13 protein-coding genes and 1 riboswitch are annotated in these 18,630 nt (G+C 69.9%); of the genes, 9 read left to right on the top strand and 4 right to left on the bottom strand.

Annotated features, from left to right (window positions below; all coding sequences use genetic code 11):
• The 3 genes from ACX9TP_RS18150 (at position 1) to ACX9TP_RS18140 (ending at position 4,420) form a co-directional block, all read left to right on the top strand.
• On the top strand, positions 1 to 669 hold the full coding sequence (locus ACX9TP_RS18150) for a nitroreductase (RefSeq protein WP_482980978.1): 669 nt from the start codon (positions 1 to 3) through the stop codon (positions 667 to 669).
• Positions 670 to 775: 106 nt separating this feature from the next.
• Entirely contained in the window at positions 776 to 1,099 is a 324-nt protein-coding gene (locus ACX9TP_RS18145) for a hypothetical protein (RefSeq protein WP_482980977.1), read from the top strand.
• A gap of 429 nt (positions 1,100 to 1,528) precedes the next feature.
• Positions 1,529 to 4,420, top strand: coding sequence for an ATP-binding protein (locus ACX9TP_RS18140; protein WP_482982193.1), 2,892 nt, complete (start codon positions 1,529 to 1,531; stop codon positions 4,418 to 4,420).
• Between the two features lie 35 nt (positions 4,421 to 4,455).
• On the opposite strand, the gene ACX9TP_RS18135 is transcribed toward ACX9TP_RS18140, so the two are convergent.
• On the bottom strand, positions 4,456 to 5,037 hold the full coding sequence (locus tag ACX9TP_RS18135; protein WP_482980976.1) for a TetR/AcrR family transcriptional regulator: 582 nt from the start codon (positions 5,035 to 5,037) through the stop codon (positions 4,456 to 4,458).
• Between the two features lie 138 nt (positions 5,038 to 5,175).
• Here ACX9TP_RS18135 and ACX9TP_RS18130 point away from each other — a divergent pair, with 138 nt between their 5' ends.
• The 3 genes from ACX9TP_RS18130 to ACX9TP_RS18120 all read left to right on the top strand — a co-directional run bounded on the left by ACX9TP_RS18130 (position 5,176) and on the right by ACX9TP_RS18120 (position 8,573).
• Positions 5,176 to 6,186 (top strand): saccharopine dehydrogenase family protein, encoded by a 1,011-nt coding sequence (locus tag ACX9TP_RS18130; protein WP_482980975.1) that lies wholly within the window; start codon positions 5,176 to 5,178, stop codon positions 6,184 to 6,186.
• 105 nt (positions 6,187 to 6,291) lie between these two features.
• The gene (locus ACX9TP_RS18125) at positions 6,292 to 7,302 is read left to right on the top strand and encodes an NAD(P)-dependent oxidoreductase (protein WP_482980974.1); all 1,011 of its coding nucleotides are present in this window, start codon (positions 6,292 to 6,294) and stop codon (positions 7,300 to 7,302) included.
• A 131-nt stretch (positions 7,303 to 7,433) separates the two neighbouring features.
• Entirely contained in the window at positions 7,434 to 8,573 is a 1,140-nt protein-coding gene (locus ACX9TP_RS18120) for an esterase/lipase family protein (RefSeq protein ID WP_482980973.1), read from the top strand.
• Positions 8,574 to 8,582: 9 nt separating this feature from the next.
• On the opposite strand, the gene ACX9TP_RS18115 is transcribed toward ACX9TP_RS18120, so the two are convergent.
• Positions 8,583 to 9,524: a GAF domain-containing sensor histidine kinase gene (locus tag ACX9TP_RS18115; protein ID WP_482982192.1), complete on the bottom strand. Its 942-nt coding sequence runs from the start codon at positions 9,522 to 9,524 to the stop codon at positions 8,583 to 8,585.
• 33 nt (positions 9,525 to 9,557) lie between these two features.
• Complete coding sequence (locus ACX9TP_RS18110; RefSeq protein WP_482980972.1) at positions 9,558 to 9,809, bottom strand: hypothetical protein; 252 nt, start codon at positions 9,807 to 9,809, stop codon at positions 9,558 to 9,560.
• 317 nt (positions 9,810 to 10,126) lie between these two features.
• On the opposite strand from ACX9TP_RS18110, the gene dacB reads away from it, so the two are divergent.
• The 3 genes from dacB (at position 10,127) to ACX9TP_RS18095 (ending at position 16,391) form a co-directional block, all read left to right on the top strand.
• The gene (gene dacB / locus ACX9TP_RS18105; RefSeq protein WP_482980971.1) at positions 10,127 to 11,452 is read left to right on the top strand and encodes a D-alanyl-D-alanine carboxypeptidase/D-alanyl-D-alanine endopeptidase; all 1,326 of its coding nucleotides are present in this window, start codon (positions 10,127 to 10,129) and stop codon (positions 11,450 to 11,452) included.
• 174 nt (positions 11,453 to 11,626) lie between these two features.
• Positions 11,627 to 13,807, top strand: coding sequence for a prolyl oligopeptidase family serine peptidase (locus ACX9TP_RS18100; RefSeq protein ID WP_482980970.1), 2,181 nt, complete (start codon positions 11,627 to 11,629; stop codon positions 13,805 to 13,807).
• Positions 13,808 to 14,060: 253 nt separating this feature from the next.
• The gene (locus ACX9TP_RS18095; protein ID WP_482980969.1) at positions 14,061 to 16,391 is read left to right on the top strand and encodes an immune inhibitor A domain-containing protein; all 2,331 of its coding nucleotides are present in this window, start codon (positions 14,061 to 14,063) and stop codon (positions 16,389 to 16,391) included.
• A 58-nt stretch (positions 16,392 to 16,449) separates the two neighbouring features.
• On the opposite strand, the gene ACX9TP_RS18090 is transcribed toward ACX9TP_RS18095, so the two are convergent.
• Positions 16,450 to 18,432 carry a potassium transporter Kup gene (locus tag ACX9TP_RS18090; RefSeq protein WP_482980968.1) on the bottom strand — a complete coding sequence of 661 codons (1,983 nt, stop codon included), beginning with the start codon at positions 18,430 to 18,432 and terminating at the stop codon, positions 16,450 to 16,452.
• Positions 18,432 to 18,572: riboswitch (cyclic di-AMP (ydaO/yuaA leader) on the bottom strand. It overlaps the preceding gene by 1 nt.
• Positions 18,573 to 18,630: the final 58 nt, after the last annotated feature.

Below are 18,630 nucleotides of genomic sequence, written 5' to 3'. Positions count from 1 at the left end.
ATGTTCGACTTCGAAGCCATCGTCCGGAGCCGCAGCTCGATTCGCCGTTTCCTCCCCACGCCGATTCCCCGCGAGGTGCTCACGGAGGCCCTGTCCCTCGCGCAGCTCGCACCGTCCAACTCCAACATCCAGCCCTGGCGCCTCTTCCTCACCGAGGGCGAGCGCACGGAGCGCCTGCGCGAGGCCCTCCGGGCGGAGGTGCAAGCGAATCCGCGCGAGCTGGCGCCGCTCCCTGAGTCGTTTCGAGCGCATCGCCAGGCGCTGGGCGCTGTCGTCTACGGGGCGATGGGCGTCGCCCGGGATGACGCCGCCGGCAGGGAGCGGGCCTCGCGCCGCAACTACGAGTTCTTCGGTGCCCCCAGTGTCGGCATCCTGTGCATGCACAAGGACCTCGGGCTCGTGGACGCGGTGGGCGTCGGGATGTACCTCCAGACGCTCGTCCTGGGACTGACGGCGCGCGGTATCGGCACCTGCGTCCAGGCCGCGCTGACGACGTATCCCGAGGTCATCCGCCGGGAGCTCGCCATCCCCGACGAGCTGGTGATTCTCTGTGGGCTGTCTTTGGGGTACGCGGACCCGGACTTTCCGGCGAACAAGCTCAAGATTCCGAAGAAGCCCGTGGACGACAATGTGTCGCTCCTGGGCCTGGACCTCCGCCCGGAGGCTTGAATCCCAGACAGTCCCGCCTCATGCAAGTCCATGGCGGAAAGCCCTTATTTACTCACGCCAGCAGGCGTCTCACATTGGCCCGGCCGTTCCCGCGAAGGAGCAAGCCATGAGCAAGCTGCTGAGGACCCTGCTGGCCGCCACCACCTTTCTCACCCTCCTGCCCACGGCCGCCTCGGCCGCCCCCCAACAGTGCTTCGAGGTCTGTGACCCCACGAGCTGCTGCGACGACATCTGTGCCTACCGCCAGGGCGCCGGCTACGTATTCACCACCTGTGGTGGGTGGGGCATGTGCGGCGCCGCCTGCGCCGCCGATGCATCCAAAGCACCTGCGTCGATGACTCCGGACGACGACCGTCAGGCAGATGCGTCGTCACAGGTCTGTGGTGGGGAGTCCCAGGCCATGGAGCAGTCCTCCACCGTCGAGAGCTGAGCCGTCGTCGCCCCGGGCACCCGGAAGGCCCGCGCCTGGGCCTTCCAGTGCCGCCTCGAGCGAGCACGGGCCTCAAGGACCAGGTCCCGTCCGCAACGATGGCTCCCTGTGAGTACGGTATTTCACAAGTATCAGGGGCTCATTGGGAACCGGGCCCTGCTGTTCATGGCCTGACGTTGGCGATGGTCCGGGCGCCTGCTCTCCTGCTCCGTTGCGATTCAGCCAGCGCAGGCCAGCACGAGGCAGGGTACATGGCCAGACAGTGCAGCGTGCCTCTGGACCCGACCGCCCGTGACCTCTCTCCCCTCTGCAGCGTCCCCCCCTGCTCCTGGCGGCGAACTGGGAGCCCTGCTCCGCACACACGACTGGAGCAGCACGAAGCTCGGCCCCGTCGAGTCCTGGCCCCGGAGCCTGCGGACCTACGTGGGCATGATCCTGGAGATGCCGGCCCCGGCCATCATCTTCTGGGGTGACGACCTGGTGCAGCTCTACAACGACGGCTACGCCGTCATCATGGGTCCCCGCCACCCGCGCTTCCTGGGCTCCACCTACCGCGAGTGCTGGCCGGACACCTACCCCGTCATCCACCCGTGGATGCGCAAGGTGTTGGAGAAGGGCGAGGTCATCCAGGTCCAGAAGACCTTCTTCCTCCTCACCCGGCATGGCTTCAACGAGGAGGCGTACTTCACCTTCGACTTCAGCCCGCTGCGCGACGACCAGGGGGCCATCGCGGGCATCCTCCAGCCCGTCTTCGAAGTCACGGACGTCGTGCTGGGCGAGCGGCGACTGGAGACGCTCCGCACGTTCGCCCCCAGGGGTGACACGGCGGACGGCGCGGCGATGGATGCCATGCGCGCCCTCGCCGGCAACGCGAAGGACATTCCCTTCGCGCTCATCTTCCTCTGGAACAAGGACGCACAGCGGCTGGAGCTCGCGACGACCACCGGCCTCGAAGGGCTCCTGGAGCAGGACACGGCGGGCCTCGAGCGAATCACGCAGGTCGCCCGCCAGGCCGTCGAGTCGGGTGCGCCGGTGAAGGTCGACTCGGTGGAGGCGCTCCTGGGGGCCCGCCACTTCGGCCCCTGGCCCGAGCCCACCGAGCGCGCGCTCGCCGTGCCCATGCGGCGCACGGGCACGGATGACCTCCGGGGCGCCGTCGTGCTCGGCATCAGCCCCCGGCTGCGCTTCGACGACACCTACCGTCAGTTCTTCGAGGACCTGGCCCGCGAGCTGGCCACGCAGCTGACCCTGGAGCAGGAGAAGCGCGCCGAGCGCGAGATGTTCGCGCGCGAGCAGGCCGCCCGCGCCCAGGCCGAGGCGGAGGTGGTCCGGCGCGCCCAGGCGGAGTCCGCGCTGAGGGCGAGCGAGGAGCGGCTGCGGATGGCGCTCGAGGCGGGCCAGCTCGGCGTCATCGAGTTCCAGTACGCGCGCGGCGTGCTCGAGTGGGACGACCGGGCGCTCCAGCTCGTCGGCCTGCCGCCGGGCCGGACGCCCACGGGGCAGGAGGCCGTCGCCCACGTCCATCCCGGGGATGTGGACAGGGCCCGGGCCATCATCGAGCAGGCACTGCGCCCGGGCGCGGGGGCGGCACGGCTGGAGTGCCGTGTGCGAGGCTGGGACGACGTCGAGCGCTCCATCCTGGCCATGGTGAAGACGCACTTCGATTCACAGGGGCGGCCGGACCGCGTCGTCGGCACCCTGCAGGACGTGACGGAGCAGCGGAAGGCGGAGCGGGAGCGGGAGCGCCTGGCGACCATCGTCGAGCAGTCCACGGACTTCATCGGCGTGGGCGACACGGCTGGCCGGGTGCAGTGGGTGAACGAGGCGGGACGGCGGCTGCTGGGCCTGGAGCCCCAGGAGGACGTGACGCGGTACCAGCTGAGCGACTTCTTCCTGCCGGAGGACCAGCCGTTCGTCGCGAGCCACATCGCGCCCAGGCTCCTCAATGGCGGCCGGTGGGAGGGCGCGTTCCGCTTCCGCCACTTCCAGACCGGAGAGGCCATTCCGGCGCAGTACAACTCCTTCGCGCTGATGGAGCAGGGCACGCAGCGCCAGACGGGCATCGCCACCGTCAGCCGGGACATTCGCGAGCAGAAGCGGATGGAGGCGGAGCGGGAGGGCCTGCTCGCGCGCGAGCGCGCGGCGCGCGAGGAGGCGGAGGAAGCCAACCGGCTCAAGGACGAGTTCCTCGCCACCGTCTCGCACGAGCTGCGCACTCCGCTGACCGCGGTGCTGGGCTGGGTGCAGCTGCTGCGGACGGGCACGCTCCCGCAGGACAAGCGGGAGCGGGCGCTCGCCACCGTGGAGCGCAACGCGCGCGCCCAGGGGCAGCTCATCGAGGACCTGCTCGACGTGAGCCGCATCATGACGGGCAAGCTGAAGCTGGAGGTGTCGTCCGTCGACGTCAGTCACGTGGTGGAGGCGGCGCTCGAGTCGCTGCGGCCCGCCGCCGGGGCGAAGGGCATCCGCATCCAGGCCGCGCTCGACTCCGCCGGCAGCATCATGGGCGACGCGAGCCGGCTGCAGCAGGTGGTGTGGAACCTGCTCTCCAACGCCGTGAAGTTCACCCCCAAGGGGGGCCGCGTCCAGGTGCTGGTGGAGCGGCGCGACTCCTCGGTGGAGATTTCCGTCTCGGACACGGGACAGGGCATCTCCCCGCAGTTCCTGCCCCACGTCTTCGAGCGCTTCCGTCAAGCCGACGGCAGCACCACGCGCAAGGCGGGCGGGCTCGGGCTGGGGTTGGCCATCGTCCGGCACCTCGTGGAGCTGCACGGAGGCACCGTGTCCGCCGTGAGCGAGGGCGAGGGCCGGGGCGCCACCTTCCTGGTCAGCCTTCCCCAGGCCGTGGCGATGCGGCGGGACGTCCTGGTGCCCCCTTCCCTGCGCGGCCCGCTGCAGATGCAGGGCGCCCCCTGCCCTCCGCAGCTCGCCGGGCTGCGGCTGCTCATCGTCGACGACGAGGAGGACACGCGGGAGCTGCTGCGCAGCCTCCTGGAGACGTGCGGAGCGCTCATCACCACGGCGGGCTCGGCGGAGGAGGCCCTGTCCGCGCTGCGGCGGGGCGCGTTCGACGTGCTCGTCTCCGACATCGGCATGCCCGAGGAGGACGGCTACCGCTTCATCGCCAGGGTGCGAGCCCTGCCCTCCGAGCAGGGCGGCGACATTCCAGCGGTGGCCCTCACGGCCTACACCCGCATGGAGGACAGGACGCGCGCCTTGCTGGCGGGATTCAACACCCACGTGCCCAAGCCCATCGAGCCCGTGGAGTTGCTGGCCGTCATCTCGTCCCTGGCGGCGCGGAGGGCAGGCACGCGCGGCTGAGCGGAGGTACAGCGGGTGAAGCGTGGGCCGCGGCCTCAGGACAGCCAGCTGACGATGAGCGAGGCCAGGGTCTCCGCGGCAGTGGCCTCGTCGACGCGGCCCTGGAGCATGTCGCGTGAAATCGCCTCCGCCGCGCCGATGATTCCCACGCTGCGCAGGTGGAGCGCGTCCTTCTTCAACTTCGAGTAGGGCGCGAGCGCGTCGCGGTAGATGGCCACGTAGTTGTCGAGCAACGCCTGGTGGAAGGCCTCCATCTCCTCGTCGCCTCGCAGCGCCGCAGCGATGGCATGCCACTCCGGCCCGGCCGCCGTGTAGCAGTGCATATAGGCGGCGCTCATCACCCGGGCGACGTCCTCCAGCTTCCGCCGCGTGCGCCCGAGCGCCTCCAGCAGCGCGTTCACCTGACGGGCGTCGATCTGCGCGTAGAGCGCGATCAACAACCCCGACCGCGTCTTGAAGTGCTCGTAGGCGATGGGCTTGCTGACGCCAGCACGCTCGGCCAGGTAGCCGAGCGTCAGCGCGTCGGTCCCCTCCTCCCGGACGATGGTCTGCGCGATGTCGAGCAGCTGCTCGCGTCGCTGCGCCTTCGGCAACTTCCTGGCTGGGGGCTCACTCATGGCTCGTGGCGTTTCGTAATGCCCCTGCGCGGCCTCCTCCAAGAAAACGTGGCGAACCTACCATGAGTAACTTACTGATTGTAGGGAAGCGCCAATCCACACCCGCCCTGCCCATCCCGGCAGAGGAGCGCAGCCGTCATGTCCGCGAACACCCAGAAACCCGTCCTCATCATCGGAGGCTCCGGCCTCGTTGGCTCCCAGGCCGCGAAGACGCTTCGCCGGCTCCATCCCACGCTGCCCATCACCATTGGCGGGCGAGACCTGCCCCGGGCCGATGCCGTCGCGAAGGAAGTCGGTGGCGCGGACGCGGTGCGGGTCGACCTGGAGCGACGCGACCTGGGCCAGCCTGAAGGCAGGGCCTACAGCGCGGTCGTCGTGTTCCCGCAGGACGACACCCTCAACGCGATGAAGTACGCGCAGGCCAGGGGGCTGCCCTACCTCAGCATCTCCACCGGCTTGTTCGAGGTGGGGCCGGAGGTGGGGCTCTACATCCACAAGCCCGCGAGCGCGCCCATCCTCATGGACAGCACCTGGCTGGCGGGAGCGGCCATGCTGCCTACGCTCCACTTCGCCCGGGAGTTCCAGTCACTGGAGTCCATCGAGCTTGCCGCCGTGCTCGACGAGAAGGACCTGGGCGGCCCGGCGGCGCATGCCGACTTCGAGCGCCTGACGAGGGTGGCGACCAGCGTGCTGCTCCTCCAGGACGGGAAGTGGCGCTGGGTCAGCGGCGCGGAGGCGACGCGCACCTTCATCGGCGTGGACGGCAGGGAGCTCCAGGGCCAGGCCTACTCACCGCTCGACGTGCTGGGCCTCGCGGCCGCGACGGACGCCCGGTCCATCCGGTTCGACCTCGTGGTCGGCGAGTCGGCGGCACGTCGGCGGGGCGAGCCCTTCTCGACGGAAATCATCATCGAGCTGACCGGACGCAAGCAGGACGGGACGCAGGGGCGCGTGCGCCACGAAATCACGCATCCCTCGGGCCAGGCACCGGTGACGGCGCTGGGCGTCGCCGTCGCCGTCGAGCGGCTGCTCGGCCTCGCGGGCGGCCCTCCCGTGGCGCCGGGGCTCTACCTGCCGCACGTCCTCATCGACCCGGAGTACATGCTCCGGCGCCTGGAGGAGTTCGGAGCAACGATTCGCCGCGCGTAATCCGCGAAACGACGGCGGCGACGTCTGTCATTGCCGCCGCCCTGAAGCCCCGCCGTCCGTCACCGATCCACCGAACAGACAGCCCACCCGTGGAGCGCATCCGTCATGTCCTCGAACACGCAGAAACCCGTCCTCATCATCGGAGGCTCCGGCGTCGTCGGCAGCCGGGCCGCGAAGACGCTTCGCCGGCTTCAGCCCGCGCTGCCCATCACCCTGGGCGTGCGCGACCTGGGAAGGGCCCAGGCCCTCGCCAGGGAACTGGGCGGCACCGATGCGGTACGCATCGACCTGGAGCGGCAGGACCTGGGCCTTCCTGATTCAGCGTCCTTCAGCGCGGTGGTCGTGCTGCTGAAGGACGACTCACTCAACTCCATGAAGTATGCGCAGGCGAAGGGCGTGCCCTACGTCTCCTTCTCGGACTTCGTGTTCGACATCGGGCCGGAGGTGGCGCGCTACATCCAGCACCCCACCCGCTCGCCCGTGCTCCTGCTGGGCCACTTCCTGGGAGGGACGGTGACGCTGGCAACGCTCCACTTCGCCAGGGAGCTCCGACGCGTCGAGGCCATTGAAATCAGCGCGGTCTTCGACGAGGAGGACGCGGGCGGGCCGGCGGCGCAAGGCGACATGGAGCGCGTCACGAAGGCCGTGCCGAGCCCGCTGATGCTCAAGGACGGGAGGTTTCTCTGGGCGCAGGGAGACGACGTGACGCGCGACTTCGTGGGCGTGGATGGAACGAAGTGGCAGGGCCGGGCCTATCCGCTGCTCGACGTGGTGAGCCTTGCCGCGGCGACGGACGCGAGGACGGTCCGCCTCGACTTCGCGGTGCGGGAAGCGGCGCGGCGCCCCAGCGGCCAGGGCGTGTCCCACGAGGTCATCATCGAAATCACCGGCGAGCGGGAGGACGGGACGACGGGCCGCGTGCGCCACGAAATCGTCGACGCGGACGTGCACTCGGGCCTGAGCGCACGGGGCGTGGCGCTCGCGGTGGAGCGACTGCTCGGCCTCGCGGGCGGCCCTCCCGTGGCACCGGGGCTCCATCACCCCGAGGGACTGCTCCAACCGGCCTACGTGGTCGAGCGCCTGAGGGAATCCGGCGCCCGGATTCGCCGCGCGTAGCGGTTCTCATCCGGAGGCATTCAGAGCAGGGACGGCCCGGCGGTTCGAGACACTCGTCAGGTGGCTGGCAGAAGCCAGACATGCAGCCCCCGTCCCGCTCGGCCATGCGCCTGCGCGACTAGACTGGCTTCATGGCCACAAGGCATCGCATCTACCTTGTCCCCGGATTCTTCGGCTTCACCGAGATGGGTGACGAGGAAGCGGAGCGAATCGCCTACTTCCAGCACGTCCCCGCGTTGCTCCAGCAGCGGTTCAAGGCTCGCGATGTCGACGCGCAGGTCCACTGCCTGGCCTCGTCCCCCACCTCCGGGCTCCAAGCGCGTGCACGCAGCGTCATCCAGGAGATGGCGAGGACGGAGACAGAGGACGGAGCGGACCTCCACCTCGTGGGGCACTCGACGGGCGGGCTGGATGTCAGGGGTGTCGTCTCGCTCCGCATGGCCCCGGAGGCGCCCGCCTTCGTCCAGCGCGTGCGCTCGGTGGTGACACTCTCCACCCCGCATCACGGCACACCGCTGGCGAGCGCCTTCCACCAGGGCGACGTGGGAAAGACGCTGCTGCGCTACCTCTGGCTCTTCACCTTCCTGGCCCTGCACCGCAAGGCCATGCCCCTCAGGACCGCCGTGCTCCAGGCGCTCTACCGGCTCGTCCGCGTGGGCGAGCAGGCCGGCGTTCCCCCCAACCTCTTCACTGAGTTCGCCGAGCTGCTGGCGGACCTCTCCGAGAGCGAGCGCGACGGGCTCCTGCGGTACTTCGACCAGATTGGAGAGAACCAGGAGCTCATCCACGACCTCACCCCGGGCCGGGTGCGGACGTTCAACCAGGACACGCCGGACCGGGAGGGCATCCGCTACGGCTCCATCGTCACGGGGGCACCGCCGCCCAGCCTGCTGCGCCGGCTGTCTCCCCGCATGCTGCTGCCTCCGGACTCGCTCCTCTACGGCATCTTCTGCTTCCTGTATCGAATGAGCGCCCCGCTCTCCCCGGAGCTGCGGATTCCCGAGCGCACGGAGGCGCAGACCCGGGCGCTCCAGGAGGCCTTCGGCAGGAAGTTCGAGGCGTGGAGCGACGGCATCGTCCCGAGCCGCTCCCAGGTCTGGGGCCAGCTCCTCCACGTCGTGGCCTCCGACCATCTCGACGTGATGGGCCACTTCGACCAGCCCGAGCAATACATCAGCTGGCTCAAGTCCGGCTCCCGCTTCCAGGAGCAGCAGTTCCACGAGGTGTGGGAGCGGGTGCTCGACTTCACGGTGGGCGCTCCACGCGCCTGACGCCGGGACTCACCCGGTACCGCGAAGCAGGTGGACACGGAACGTCGTGCCCGCCCCTTCCGTGGACACCACCTCCACGCGGCCTCCGTGGGCGCGGACAATCTGGTCCACGATGAAGAGCCCCAGGCCGATGCTGCGGCGCTCGCCGCCGTCCCGGGTACCGCGCGTCATCGGCTCGAACAGGCCCGGCAGCACGTGCGCGGGGATGGGCGGGCCCTCGTTGCACACGGAGAGGACGACCTTGTCGCCGTGCCCCGCGGTCTTCACCCGGATGGGTGTACCGGCGGGGCTGTACTGCAAGGCATTGGTGAGCAGGTTCGTGAGGACCTGGGCGATGCGGTCCGGGTCCCACGTGCCGCGTGCATCACCCTCGCACTCCACGTCCAGCCGGCGTCCGGGCGTGGCCAGCCCCACCTCGTCCACCACCTGGTGCGTCAGTGCATGGAGGTCCATCGCCTGGGGCTTCACGGGAAGCGACTTGCCCATGCGGGCCTGGGTGAAGTCGAGCAGGTCCCGGATGAGCCGGTTGGCACGGTCCGCGGACTCCAGGATGCGGCTGAGGCCGCGGCGCGCCCGGTCGTCCAGGTCCGTGCGGCGCATCAGCATGGCCGTCGACAGGGTGATGGCGTTGAGCGGGTTGCGCAGGTCATGGCTCACGATGCCGATGAGCTGCTCGCGCAGCTGCGCGGCCTCGTGCGCGCCGAGGAGCTGGGCATCCCTCCGCCCCAGCTCCTCCTGCTGCTCGAGCTGATGGCCGACCAGCTCCCCGAGGTGACGGAAGACCTCCAGCTTCTCCTCGCCCAGGTTGGCCGGGAGCGGGTCCAGCGCGCACAGCACGCCAAAGAAGGAGCCGTCCCGCCGGTGCAGGGGCACGGCGATATAGCTCTCGATGCCGTAGAGCTTCGGCGCCGGATGGGTCGCGAACCGGGGGTCCCTGCTCGCATGCCGGATGAGGAGCGGCGCGACCGCGCCGCGAACGGTGCTTCAAAATGTCGTGGCGACTTCGAGCGAATTCCCGGGGTGCAGCCCGAAGTTCACCTCGTCCAGCACCGCGCAGCACGTCCAGGAGTCGGCCGTGACACGCGCCACCACCCCCAGCCGGAGCCCCGTGGTCTCCAGGAGCAGCCGGAGCACGGTCTTCACCGCGTCGATGCGGCCGATCGCCGCGACGTCCGCCGCGATGGAGGCGTCAATGGACGAGCTGCTCGGAGAGGGCGGCTTCCGCGGGTCGGACATGGCAGCATGAACTGTAACGACCACTTGCGCCCGTCCAGGGGAAGCGGCATGGATTCCATGCCGGTGGGTTGCATACCGAACGGCCAACCCGGAGGACGCCGCGTCCGGCGCGCGTCGGTTGCATGACACCGTGAGGCCGTGGCGATAGCGTGGCCGGCTCCATGCGCCGAGCCCTCCTCGTCCCACTGCTGCTGGCATCTCTAACGCTCGCCGGGTGCGTCCGCGCGAAGCGTCCGGAGGGGTCCACCTTCCCGTCGCTCGCGGAGTCCCTCTTCGGCGTCCTGGAGGACGAGGGAGCGCTGGCGAGCGCCTACGTCGTGGACGCGCAGACGGGCGAGCCCCTCTTCCACCACCGCGAGCACATGCGCCTGCTGCCCGCGTCCACCATGAAGGTGGTCTCCACCGCGTCCGTGCTCTCCGCACTGGGGCCCGACTTCCGCTACCAGACGCCCGTGTCCCTGGAAGGCAGTCAGGTGGACGGCCTGTTCCTGGGAGACGTCGTGGTGGAGGCAGCGGGAGACCCGTCGCTGGGCTCCTGGCGCTTCCCCGAGACGGCGCTCGCGTGTGAGCAGGTGGCGGACGCCATGCAGGCGCGCGGCATCCGCCAGTGGCGCGGGCAGGTGCGCGTGCGGGGCACCGACGACGCGGACCTTCCCTTCGGCCCGGGCTGGGCGTGGGACGACGCCGCGTACGCGTACAGCGCCGCGCCCACCGCCTTCGTCTTCCGGGAGAACGTGGTGGACCTGTCGCTGTCCCGCGCGGACGGCGCGGACTGCGCGCAGCCGCCCACGGTGCAGCTCACGCCCGCCTTCGCGTCGTTGCCCGCCGTGGTCCGCGTGGACATGAACGCCGAGCGCGCCAACCTCTCCTGCGTCCGCCAGCGCGGCGGCCCGGGCGTGCGCTGCGTGTGGCGCTCGCCCGCCAACCAGTGCCCGCGCACCGCCACCGTGAAGCTTGCGGTGGACGAGCCGCAGGTCCTCTTCTCCGCGTGCGTGGAGGAGGCCCTCCTCCAGCGCGGCGTGCCGCGGCTGCCGATGACGCTGGAGGCCCCCGCCCCGCTGCGTCCGCCCGTGCCCGAGCCGCTCGTCACCCTGGTCAGCCCGCCCCTGTCGGAGCTGGTGAAGGTCACCAACAAGGAGTCCCTCAACCTCTATGCCGAGCGGCTGGGCCTGCGCTTCACCCGCGAGCGCACCGGCGCGGAGTCCTACACCGCCCTGCGCTCCGCCATGGCCGACGAGCTCACCCGCCGCGGCATCCCCCTGCGGGATTTGCGCCCGGTGGATGGCAGCGGGCTGTCCCGCTACAACATGGCCACCGCGAGGGGCCTGGTGCGCGTCCTCTTCACCAGCCTGCGCGAGACGTACGGCGACGCGCTGGTGGACAGCCTGCCCGTGGCCGGCCAGGACGGCACGCTCGCCAGCCGCCCCGTCACCCCCCGCACCGCCGGCCACATCCGCGCGAAGACGGGCACGCTCTCCGGTCAGCGCTGCTTCGTGGGCGTGGTGGACCGGCCCGGTGACGCCCAGCACCCGCGCGTCGTCTTCGCGCTGATGCTGGGGAACATGGACGAGGGCACCGCGCTCCCCTCCAGCGAGGCCTTCGACCGCTTCGCGGCCGCGCTCGTCGAGCTGCCCCTGCGCTGAGTCACCCCGGACATCCGGGTTCACCGGGTTGACGCGTCCTATTCCCGTCGCCCGCACGCTCGGGGCCCGCCCGAACACCCGGGCGGCGGCGACATTCCCGTGACGGGGAAGGTGCGCCAGCGCGCGGAGGACGTGGCAGGCTCTCGCGCGACTTCCCCACCCACGAGGTGAACGGTGAAACTGAAGAGCGCATTGACGGCGGCGGCGCTGATGCTGCCGCTGGCCATTTCCGCCGCCCCCAAGGGCGCCGCGAAGGCCCCCGCGACGGCGAAGCAGGAGAAGGTGGACACCTACCACGGCACGGAGGTGAAGGACGCCTACCAGTGGCTGGAGGCCTCGTCCGAGGCGAGCGTGAAGCAGTGGAACGACGCGCAGAACGCGTACACGCGCGGCATGCTGGACAAGCTCCCCGGGCGCGAGGGCCTGCGCCAGCGCGTCACCGAGCTGCTCTCCTGGAAGTCCCCCGGCTACGGCGGGCTCCAGGAGGCCGGCGGCACCCTCTTCGCCATGAAGTCGCAGCCGCCCAAGCAGCAGGGGTTCCTGGTGGTGCTGGGCTCGGTGGATGACACGTCCAAGGAGCGCGTGCTCGTGGACCCCATGGTGGTGGACCCGTCCGGCCACACCACCATCGACTGGTTCGTCCCCACGCGGGACGGCAAGAAGGTGGCCATCTCCATGTCGAAGGGCGGCACGGAGAGCGGTGACGTCACCGTCTACGACGTGGCCACCGGCAAGGCGATGCCGAACGAGATGGTGCCGCACGTGAATGGCGGCACCGCGGGCGGCAGCCTCGCGTGGAACGCGGACGGCACGGGCTACTTCTACACGCGCTATCCGCGCGGCGCGGAGCGCCCCGTGGCGGACCACGACTTCTTCCAGCAGGTCTACTTCCACCAGCTCGGCACGCCGACGGAGAAGGACACCTACGCGCTGGGCAAGGACTTCCCGCGCATCGCGATGACGGAGCTGGAGACGTCCGAGGACGGCAAGCACACCGCCGCGGTGGTCGCCAACGGCGACGGCGGCGAGTACATGCTGTACCTGCGCGGCCCGTCCGGGCAGTGGGCGCAGGTGTCGAAGTTCGAGGACAAGGTCATCCGCGCCGTCTTCGGCCATGACGACGCGCTGTACCTCGTCAGCCGCAAGGACGCGCCGCGTGGCAAGGTGCTGCGGCTGCCGCTGGCCACGCCCACGCTGGACAAGGCGACGGTGCTCATCCCCGAGGGCGAGGCCAGCATCCAGGCCATCTTCCCGACGAAGTCCCGGCTGTACGTGAATGAGCAGCTCGGCGGCCCCTCGCAGGTGCGCATGGTGGACCTGAAGGGCCAGTCGCTGGGCCTGGTGCCCACGCTGCCGGTGTCTGCGGTGAACGGGATTGTGGCCGCGGGCGACGGGGACGACGTGCTCTTCGCCAACGTCAGCTACGTGCAGCCCATGGCCTGGTACCGGTACTCGGCCAAGGACAACAAGGTGACGAAGACGGCGCTGGCGCGCACCTCGCCCATGGACCTGAGCGACGTGGAGGTGGTGCGCACCGAGGCCACGTCCAAGGATGGCACCAAGGTGCCGCTCACCATCCTGAAGAAGAAGGGCACGAAGCTGAACGGGAAGAACCCGGCGATGCTCACGGGCTACGGCGGCTTCAACGTCTCCATCACCCCGGGCTACAGCGCGCTGACGGGCCTGTGGCTGGAGCAGGGCGGCGTGTTTGCGATTGCGAACCTGCGCGGCGGCTCGGAGTTCGGCGAGAAGTGGCACGCGGAAGGCTCGCTGACGAACAAGCAGAACGTCTTCGACGACTTCTACGCCTGCGCGAAGCTGCTGGTGGACCAGAAGTACACGCAGCCCAAGAAGCTGGCCATCCAGGGCGGCAGCAACGGCGGCCTGCTGATGGGCGCGGCCGTCACGCAGCACCCGGAGATGTACGGCGCCGTCGTGGCGCGCGTGGGCATCTACGACATGCTGCGGGTGGAGCTCACGCCCAACGGCCAGTTCAACATCACCGAGTACGGCACGGTGAAGGACCCGGAGCAGTTCAAGGCGCTGCGCGCGTACTCGCCGCTGCACAACGTGAAGGACGGGACGAAGTACCCGTCGGTGCTCTTCACCTCCGGCGCCAATGACCCGCGCGTGGACCCGTTCCACTCGCGGAAGATGGTGGCCCGCATGCAGGAGGCCAACGGCGCGAAGACGCCCATCCTCCTGCGCGCCAACGCGGAGACGGGCCACGGCGCCGGCACCCCGCTCAACGCCCGCATCGAGGAGGAGGTGGACGTCTACTCCTTCGTCTTCAACGAGCTGGGCATGAAGTACCGACCGCCCGCGAAGAAGGTGTCCGCTCCCGCGCCGCAGTGACGCGCGGCGGAAGCTGACCAAGGGGCCCCAGGCCCGCCGTGGACCCGGAAACGGTTCGCGGCGGGCCTTTTCATTGAACGGACCTCGCCGCTCCAGGTCGCACGGCCCCCGAAAATCGTTGCGCGGCGCGGTGTATCTCCGAACCCGTTACAACGTGGTTGCATATATCTGCGGGCGTCGGGTTATCGTGCCGCCCCGGCGGAAGCCGTGAGTACGCAGGGCCGGCCGGCACCGCCAGGTGAGCATTCCGACCATGAAGTCTGGAAAGCAGTGGCTGAAGTGGGGCCTCGTGGCCCTCTCGGTGTCGCCCTCCGCCTGGGCGAAGAACCCGTACAAGAAAGAGGCCTCCCTCCCCGGGCCGGTGTCCCTCGCCCGCCGGGGCGAGTCGGACGACGTGCCCCACCCGCAGGGTGAGCGGCAGCGGCAGCTTCGGGCCCAGGCCCTCAAGGACAAGGTGGAGGGCCGCGCGAAGGGCCGCATCCACGAGGTGTCGAAGGGCCGCTACGTGGAGCTGGAGCTGGAGCGCACGGACCGCATCTTCGTCATCCTCGCCGAGTTCGGCGACCAGGTGCACCCCGTCTACGGCAACCCGCAGACCAACCCCGGCGGTGACATCCCGGGGCCGCTCCACAACCAGATGCCGCAGCCGGACCGCGCCGTGGACAACACCACCATCTGGCAGGCGGACTACAACCGCGCGCACTACGAGCAGCTCTACTTCGCCACGGGCCCGGGCGTGGACTCGGTGGCCACCTACTACCGGACCCAGTCTTCCGGCCGGTACACGGTGAATGGCACCGTGCACGAGTGGGTGCGCGTCCCCTACAACAGCGCGCGCTACGGCCACAACCTGTGCGGCCGCAACATCTGCACCAGCACCGGCGTCTGGTACCTCGTCGGTGACGCCGTCAACGCCTGGACGAACAGCCAGCTCGCCGCGGGCAAGACGCCGGAGCAGATCAAGGCGTACCTGGACACCTTCGACACGTGGGACCGGTACGACTACGACCACGACGGCAACTTCGACGAGCCGGACGGCTACATCGACCACTTCCAAATCGTCCACGCCGGCGAGGGCGAGGAGACGGGCGGCGGCGCGCAGCGACAGAACGCCGTCTGGAGCCACCGTGCCTTCGCCTTCTCCACCGGCGGCGGCACGGGAGGCAACGGCCCCGCGTACAACCCCAACGGCGGCACCCGCTTCGGCCCCGTGGACAAGTGGGTGGGTGACTACACGATGCAGCCGGAGAACGGCGGCCTGGGCGTGTTCGCCCACGAGTACGGCCATGACCTCGGACTGCCGGACCACTACGACACGGCCTCGGGCTACGGGACGGACGCCGCCTTCTGGACCCTCATGGCCCACGGCTCGTACCTGGGCAGGGGGACGGTGGACACCGGCACGCGCCCGGGTGACTTGTGGGCGTGGGACAAGCTGCAGCTCGGCTGGCTGAACTACGCCGAGGCGAAGGCCGGCGAGCGCTCCAGCCACAAGCTGGGCCCCGCGGAGTTCAACACCAAGGACGCGCAGGCGCTGCTCGTCACCCTGCCGCCCCAGGTGGACGACCACCCGACGACGCCGCCGTACGCGGGCCAGCACGCCTGGTACAGCGGCGACGGTGACAACCTGGACCGCTCCATGGTGCGCACGGTGCGCCTGCCGGCCGCGCGCGCCGTCTCGCTCCAGCTCCAGACGTGGTTCGACATCGAGCAGGACTGGGACTACGCCTACGTCTCCGTCTCCATGGACGGCCAGCGCTTCGAGAACCTCCCCAGCACCATCACCACCAACACCGACCCCAACGCCCAGAACTTCGGCAACGGCATCACCGGCGTGTCCGGCGGCTGGATTCCCGTCACCTTCGACCTGACGCCGTACGCGGGCCGCACCATCCACCTGCGCCTGCGCTACTGGACGGACGGCGCCGAAATCCGCCCCGGCTTCCAGGTGGACGCGCTGACAATCAAGGCGGACGGGCGCACCGTGTTCTCCGACGGGGCGGAGCAGACGCCCAACGGCTGGACGCTCTCCGGCTTCCAGCAGCACGACGGCCAGCACATCTACATCGACCACTACTACCTGGCCGAGTACCGGCAGTACCGCCTCTACGACGAGGGCCTGGAGACGGGCCCCTACCAGTACCCGTACGGGGACCTGGGGCTCTACAACTACGTGGAGCACTACCCCTACGAGCCGGGCCTGCTCATCACCTACTGGAACACCCGGTTCAAGAACAACCAGACCAGCGTGCACCCGGGCCAGGGCCGCATCCTGCCGGTGGACGCGCGTCCGGTGCCGACGTTCGACGGCGACGGCTGGTACTGGGACACCTTCATCCAGGTGCGCGACGCGACGTTCGGCCTGAGCCCCACGCAGCCCCTGTCGCTCAAGACGCCGTGGGGCCCGCGCGTGGACGTGCCGTCGCTTCCGGCCGAGCCCGTCTTCAATGACCTGAACCCGTACTGGTTCGAGGAGACGTACTGGCTGGGCGTGCAGGTTCCGCCCACGGGCACCATCATCGAGGTCGTGAAGGAGAAGGAAGACGGCCGCTACATGCGCGTGAAGGTCCGCCCGGCGCGCTGACGCCGCGAGGGCCGTGCGAGGTGGCGGGCGGTGTGTGCCGCCACCTCGCCGCGGCTGGCTACAGCTCCACCTGGGCGCCCAGCTCCACCACGCGGTTGGGAGGGATTCGGAAGAAGGCGGTGGCCGAGCGGGCGTTGCGGCTCATCCAGACGAAGAGCGCCTCGCGCCAGCGCGCCATGGCCGGGTTCCTGCTGACGATGAGCGTCTCGCGGCCGAGGAAGAAGCTGGTGCTCATCACGTTGAAGGGCAGGCCCGCCTCGCGGCAGCGCTTGAGGATGTCCGGAATCGACGGGTCATCCATGAAGCCATAGCGCGCGGTGATGCGGCGCAGGCCCATGGGCAGGCTCTCCACCGTCACCCGTTCCGAAGACGGCACATGCGGGACGTCCTCGGTGGTGATGGTGAGCAGCAGCGTCTGCTCGTGCAGCACCTTGTTGTGCTTCAGGTTGTGCAGCATCGCGCTGGGGGCAATCGCGGGGTTGCCCGTCATGAAGATGGCCGTGCCCGGCACCCGTTGGGGCGCGTTGTCGCCGAAGCTCTCCAGCAAATCCACCAGCCCGAGCGAGGACGCGTGCAGCTTCTGCCCCAGCAGCTCACGGCCGCGCTTCCACGTCGTCATCAGGGTGAAGAGGACCACGCCCATGCCCAGCGGCAGCCAGCCGCCGTGGGCCACCTTGATGAAGTTGGCGCCGAAGAAGGCCAGGTCCACCGCAAGGAAGAGCGCCGCCAGGGGCACCAGCACGGAGCGCCGCAGGCCCCAGCGCTCGCGCGCCACGACGTAGGCCAGACACGTGGTGATGGCCATGGTGGCCGTCACGGCGATGCCATACGCGGCCGTGAGGGCGGTGGAGGAGCGGAAGCCCAGCACCACCAGCACCACGCCCAGCAGCAGCGCGATATTCACGCCCGGCAGGTAGATCTGCCCCTGCTCCTCGGCGGAGGTGTGCACCACCTCGAGCCGGGGCCAGTAGCCCAGCTGGATGGCCTGCCGCGTGAGGCTGAAGACGCCGGAGATGAGCGCCTGGGAGGCGATGACGGTGGCGGCCGTGGCCAGCGCCACCAGCGGGTAGAGGGCCCAGTCCGGGGCCAGGTGGAAGAAGGGGTTGGTCGCGACGGACGGGTCCCTGAGCAGCAGCGCGCCCTGTCCGAAGTAGTTGAGCAGCAGCGCCGGCAGCACCAGCGCGAACCACGCCAGGCGGATGGGCCGGTAGCCGAAGTGGCCCATGTCCGCGTACAGCGCCTCGCCACCGGTGACGACGAGGAACACCGCGCCCAGCACCAGGAAGCCGTGCCACCCGTTCTGCACGAAGAAGCGCACCGCGTGCGTGGGCACCACGGCTCGCAGCACCGAGAGGTTGCCCCACATCTCGTGGAGGCCCAGCACCGCGATGACGCAGAACCACACCACCATCAGCGGGCCGAACACCCGGCCGATGCCACCCGTGCCCTTGCGCTGCACGAGGAAGAGCACGAGCAGGATGACCAGGGCGATGGGCACCACGTAGGGCGTGAAGAGCGGCGTGGCCACGCTCAGTCCCTCCACCGCGGAGAGCACGGAGACGGCCGGGGTGATGACGCCGTCGCCATAGAGCAGCGCGGCGCCGAAGAGGCCGAGCGTCAGCAGCACCATGCGCCGGGCCCCGCGGCCCTCGTGCCCGCCGCGCTGCACCACTAGCGCCAGCAGGGCGAGGATGCCGCCCTCGCCGCGGTTGTCGGCCCGCATCACGAAGCCGAGGTACTTCACGGAGATGACGAGGATGAGGCTCCAGAAGACCAGGCTGAGCACGCCCAGCACGTTGGCCGGCGTCGGAGCGATGCCGTGCTCGCCGCTGAAGCAGTCTCGCAGCGCGTACAGCGGACTGGTGCCGATATCGCCGTAGACGATGCCGAGCGCGCCGAGGGCCAGTGGCGCCAGCCGGGCGAGCGGCTCGGGGCCCGGACCATGCGCACGGTGACCAGGGGAAGACGGTGGGGAAACGGGAGCGGCCGAGCTCGCGGACGTCGGCGAGCCCGGCCCGTGACTGCTGGGGTCGGAAGACATCGTGTTCTCCTCGACGCCTGCGGGGTTAGCTGACGGACTCGGGCTGAAGAACCTGCCCTACGCTCGGACTGCGAGCGACTCGCCCCAACGAACCTGGGTCCCCCGCTCCCGCTGACGGCGGGACTCGGCGTTTCGCCGTATGACTAGCCCCGCCCCCGACACGCCGCAATGGCCACGAGGGAATGTCAACAATCCCGG

It is taken from the genome of Pyxidicoccus sp. M15, assembly GCF_056858435.1.
Note: the sequence above shows the minus strand (reverse complement) of the source record. Positions and strands in the feature narration are given on the sequence as shown.

Excerpts from the sequence above, each read along its gene's own strand:
- ACX9TP_RS18150 (WP_482980978.1), top strand. The coding sequence starts at position 1 with ATGTTCGACTTCGAAGCCATCGTCCGGAGCCGCAGCTCGATTCGCCGT.
- ACX9TP_RS18145 (WP_482980977.1), top strand. The coding sequence starts at position 776 with ATGAGCAAGCTGCTGAGGACCCTGCTGGCCGCCACCACCTTTCTCACC.
- ACX9TP_RS18140 (WP_482982193.1), top strand. The coding sequence starts at position 1,529 with ATGATCCTGGAGATGCCGGCCCCGGCCATCATCTTCTGGGGTGACGAC.
- ACX9TP_RS18135 (WP_482980976.1), bottom strand. The coding sequence starts at position 5,037 with ATGAGTGAGCCCCCAGCCAGGAAGTTGCCGAAGGCGCAGCGACGCGAG.
- ACX9TP_RS18130 (WP_482980975.1), top strand. The coding sequence starts at position 5,176 with ATGTCCGCGAACACCCAGAAACCCGTCCTCATCATCGGAGGCTCCGGC.
- ACX9TP_RS18125 (WP_482980974.1), top strand. The coding sequence starts at position 6,292 with ATGTCCTCGAACACGCAGAAACCCGTCCTCATCATCGGAGGCTCCGGC.
- ACX9TP_RS18120 (WP_482980973.1), top strand. The coding sequence starts at position 7,434 with ATGGCCACAAGGCATCGCATCTACCTTGTCCCCGGATTCTTCGGCTTC.
- ACX9TP_RS18110 (WP_482980972.1), bottom strand. The coding sequence starts at position 9,809 with ATGTCCGACCCGCGGAAGCCGCCCTCTCCGAGCAGCTCGTCCATTGAC.
- ACX9TP_RS18095 (WP_482980969.1), top strand. The coding sequence starts at position 14,061 with ATGAAGTCTGGAAAGCAGTGGCTGAAGTGGGGCCTCGTGGCCCTCTCG.
- ACX9TP_RS18090 (WP_482980968.1), bottom strand. The coding sequence starts at position 18,432 with ATGTCTTCCGACCCCAGCAGTCACGGGCCGGGCTCGCCGACGTCCGCG.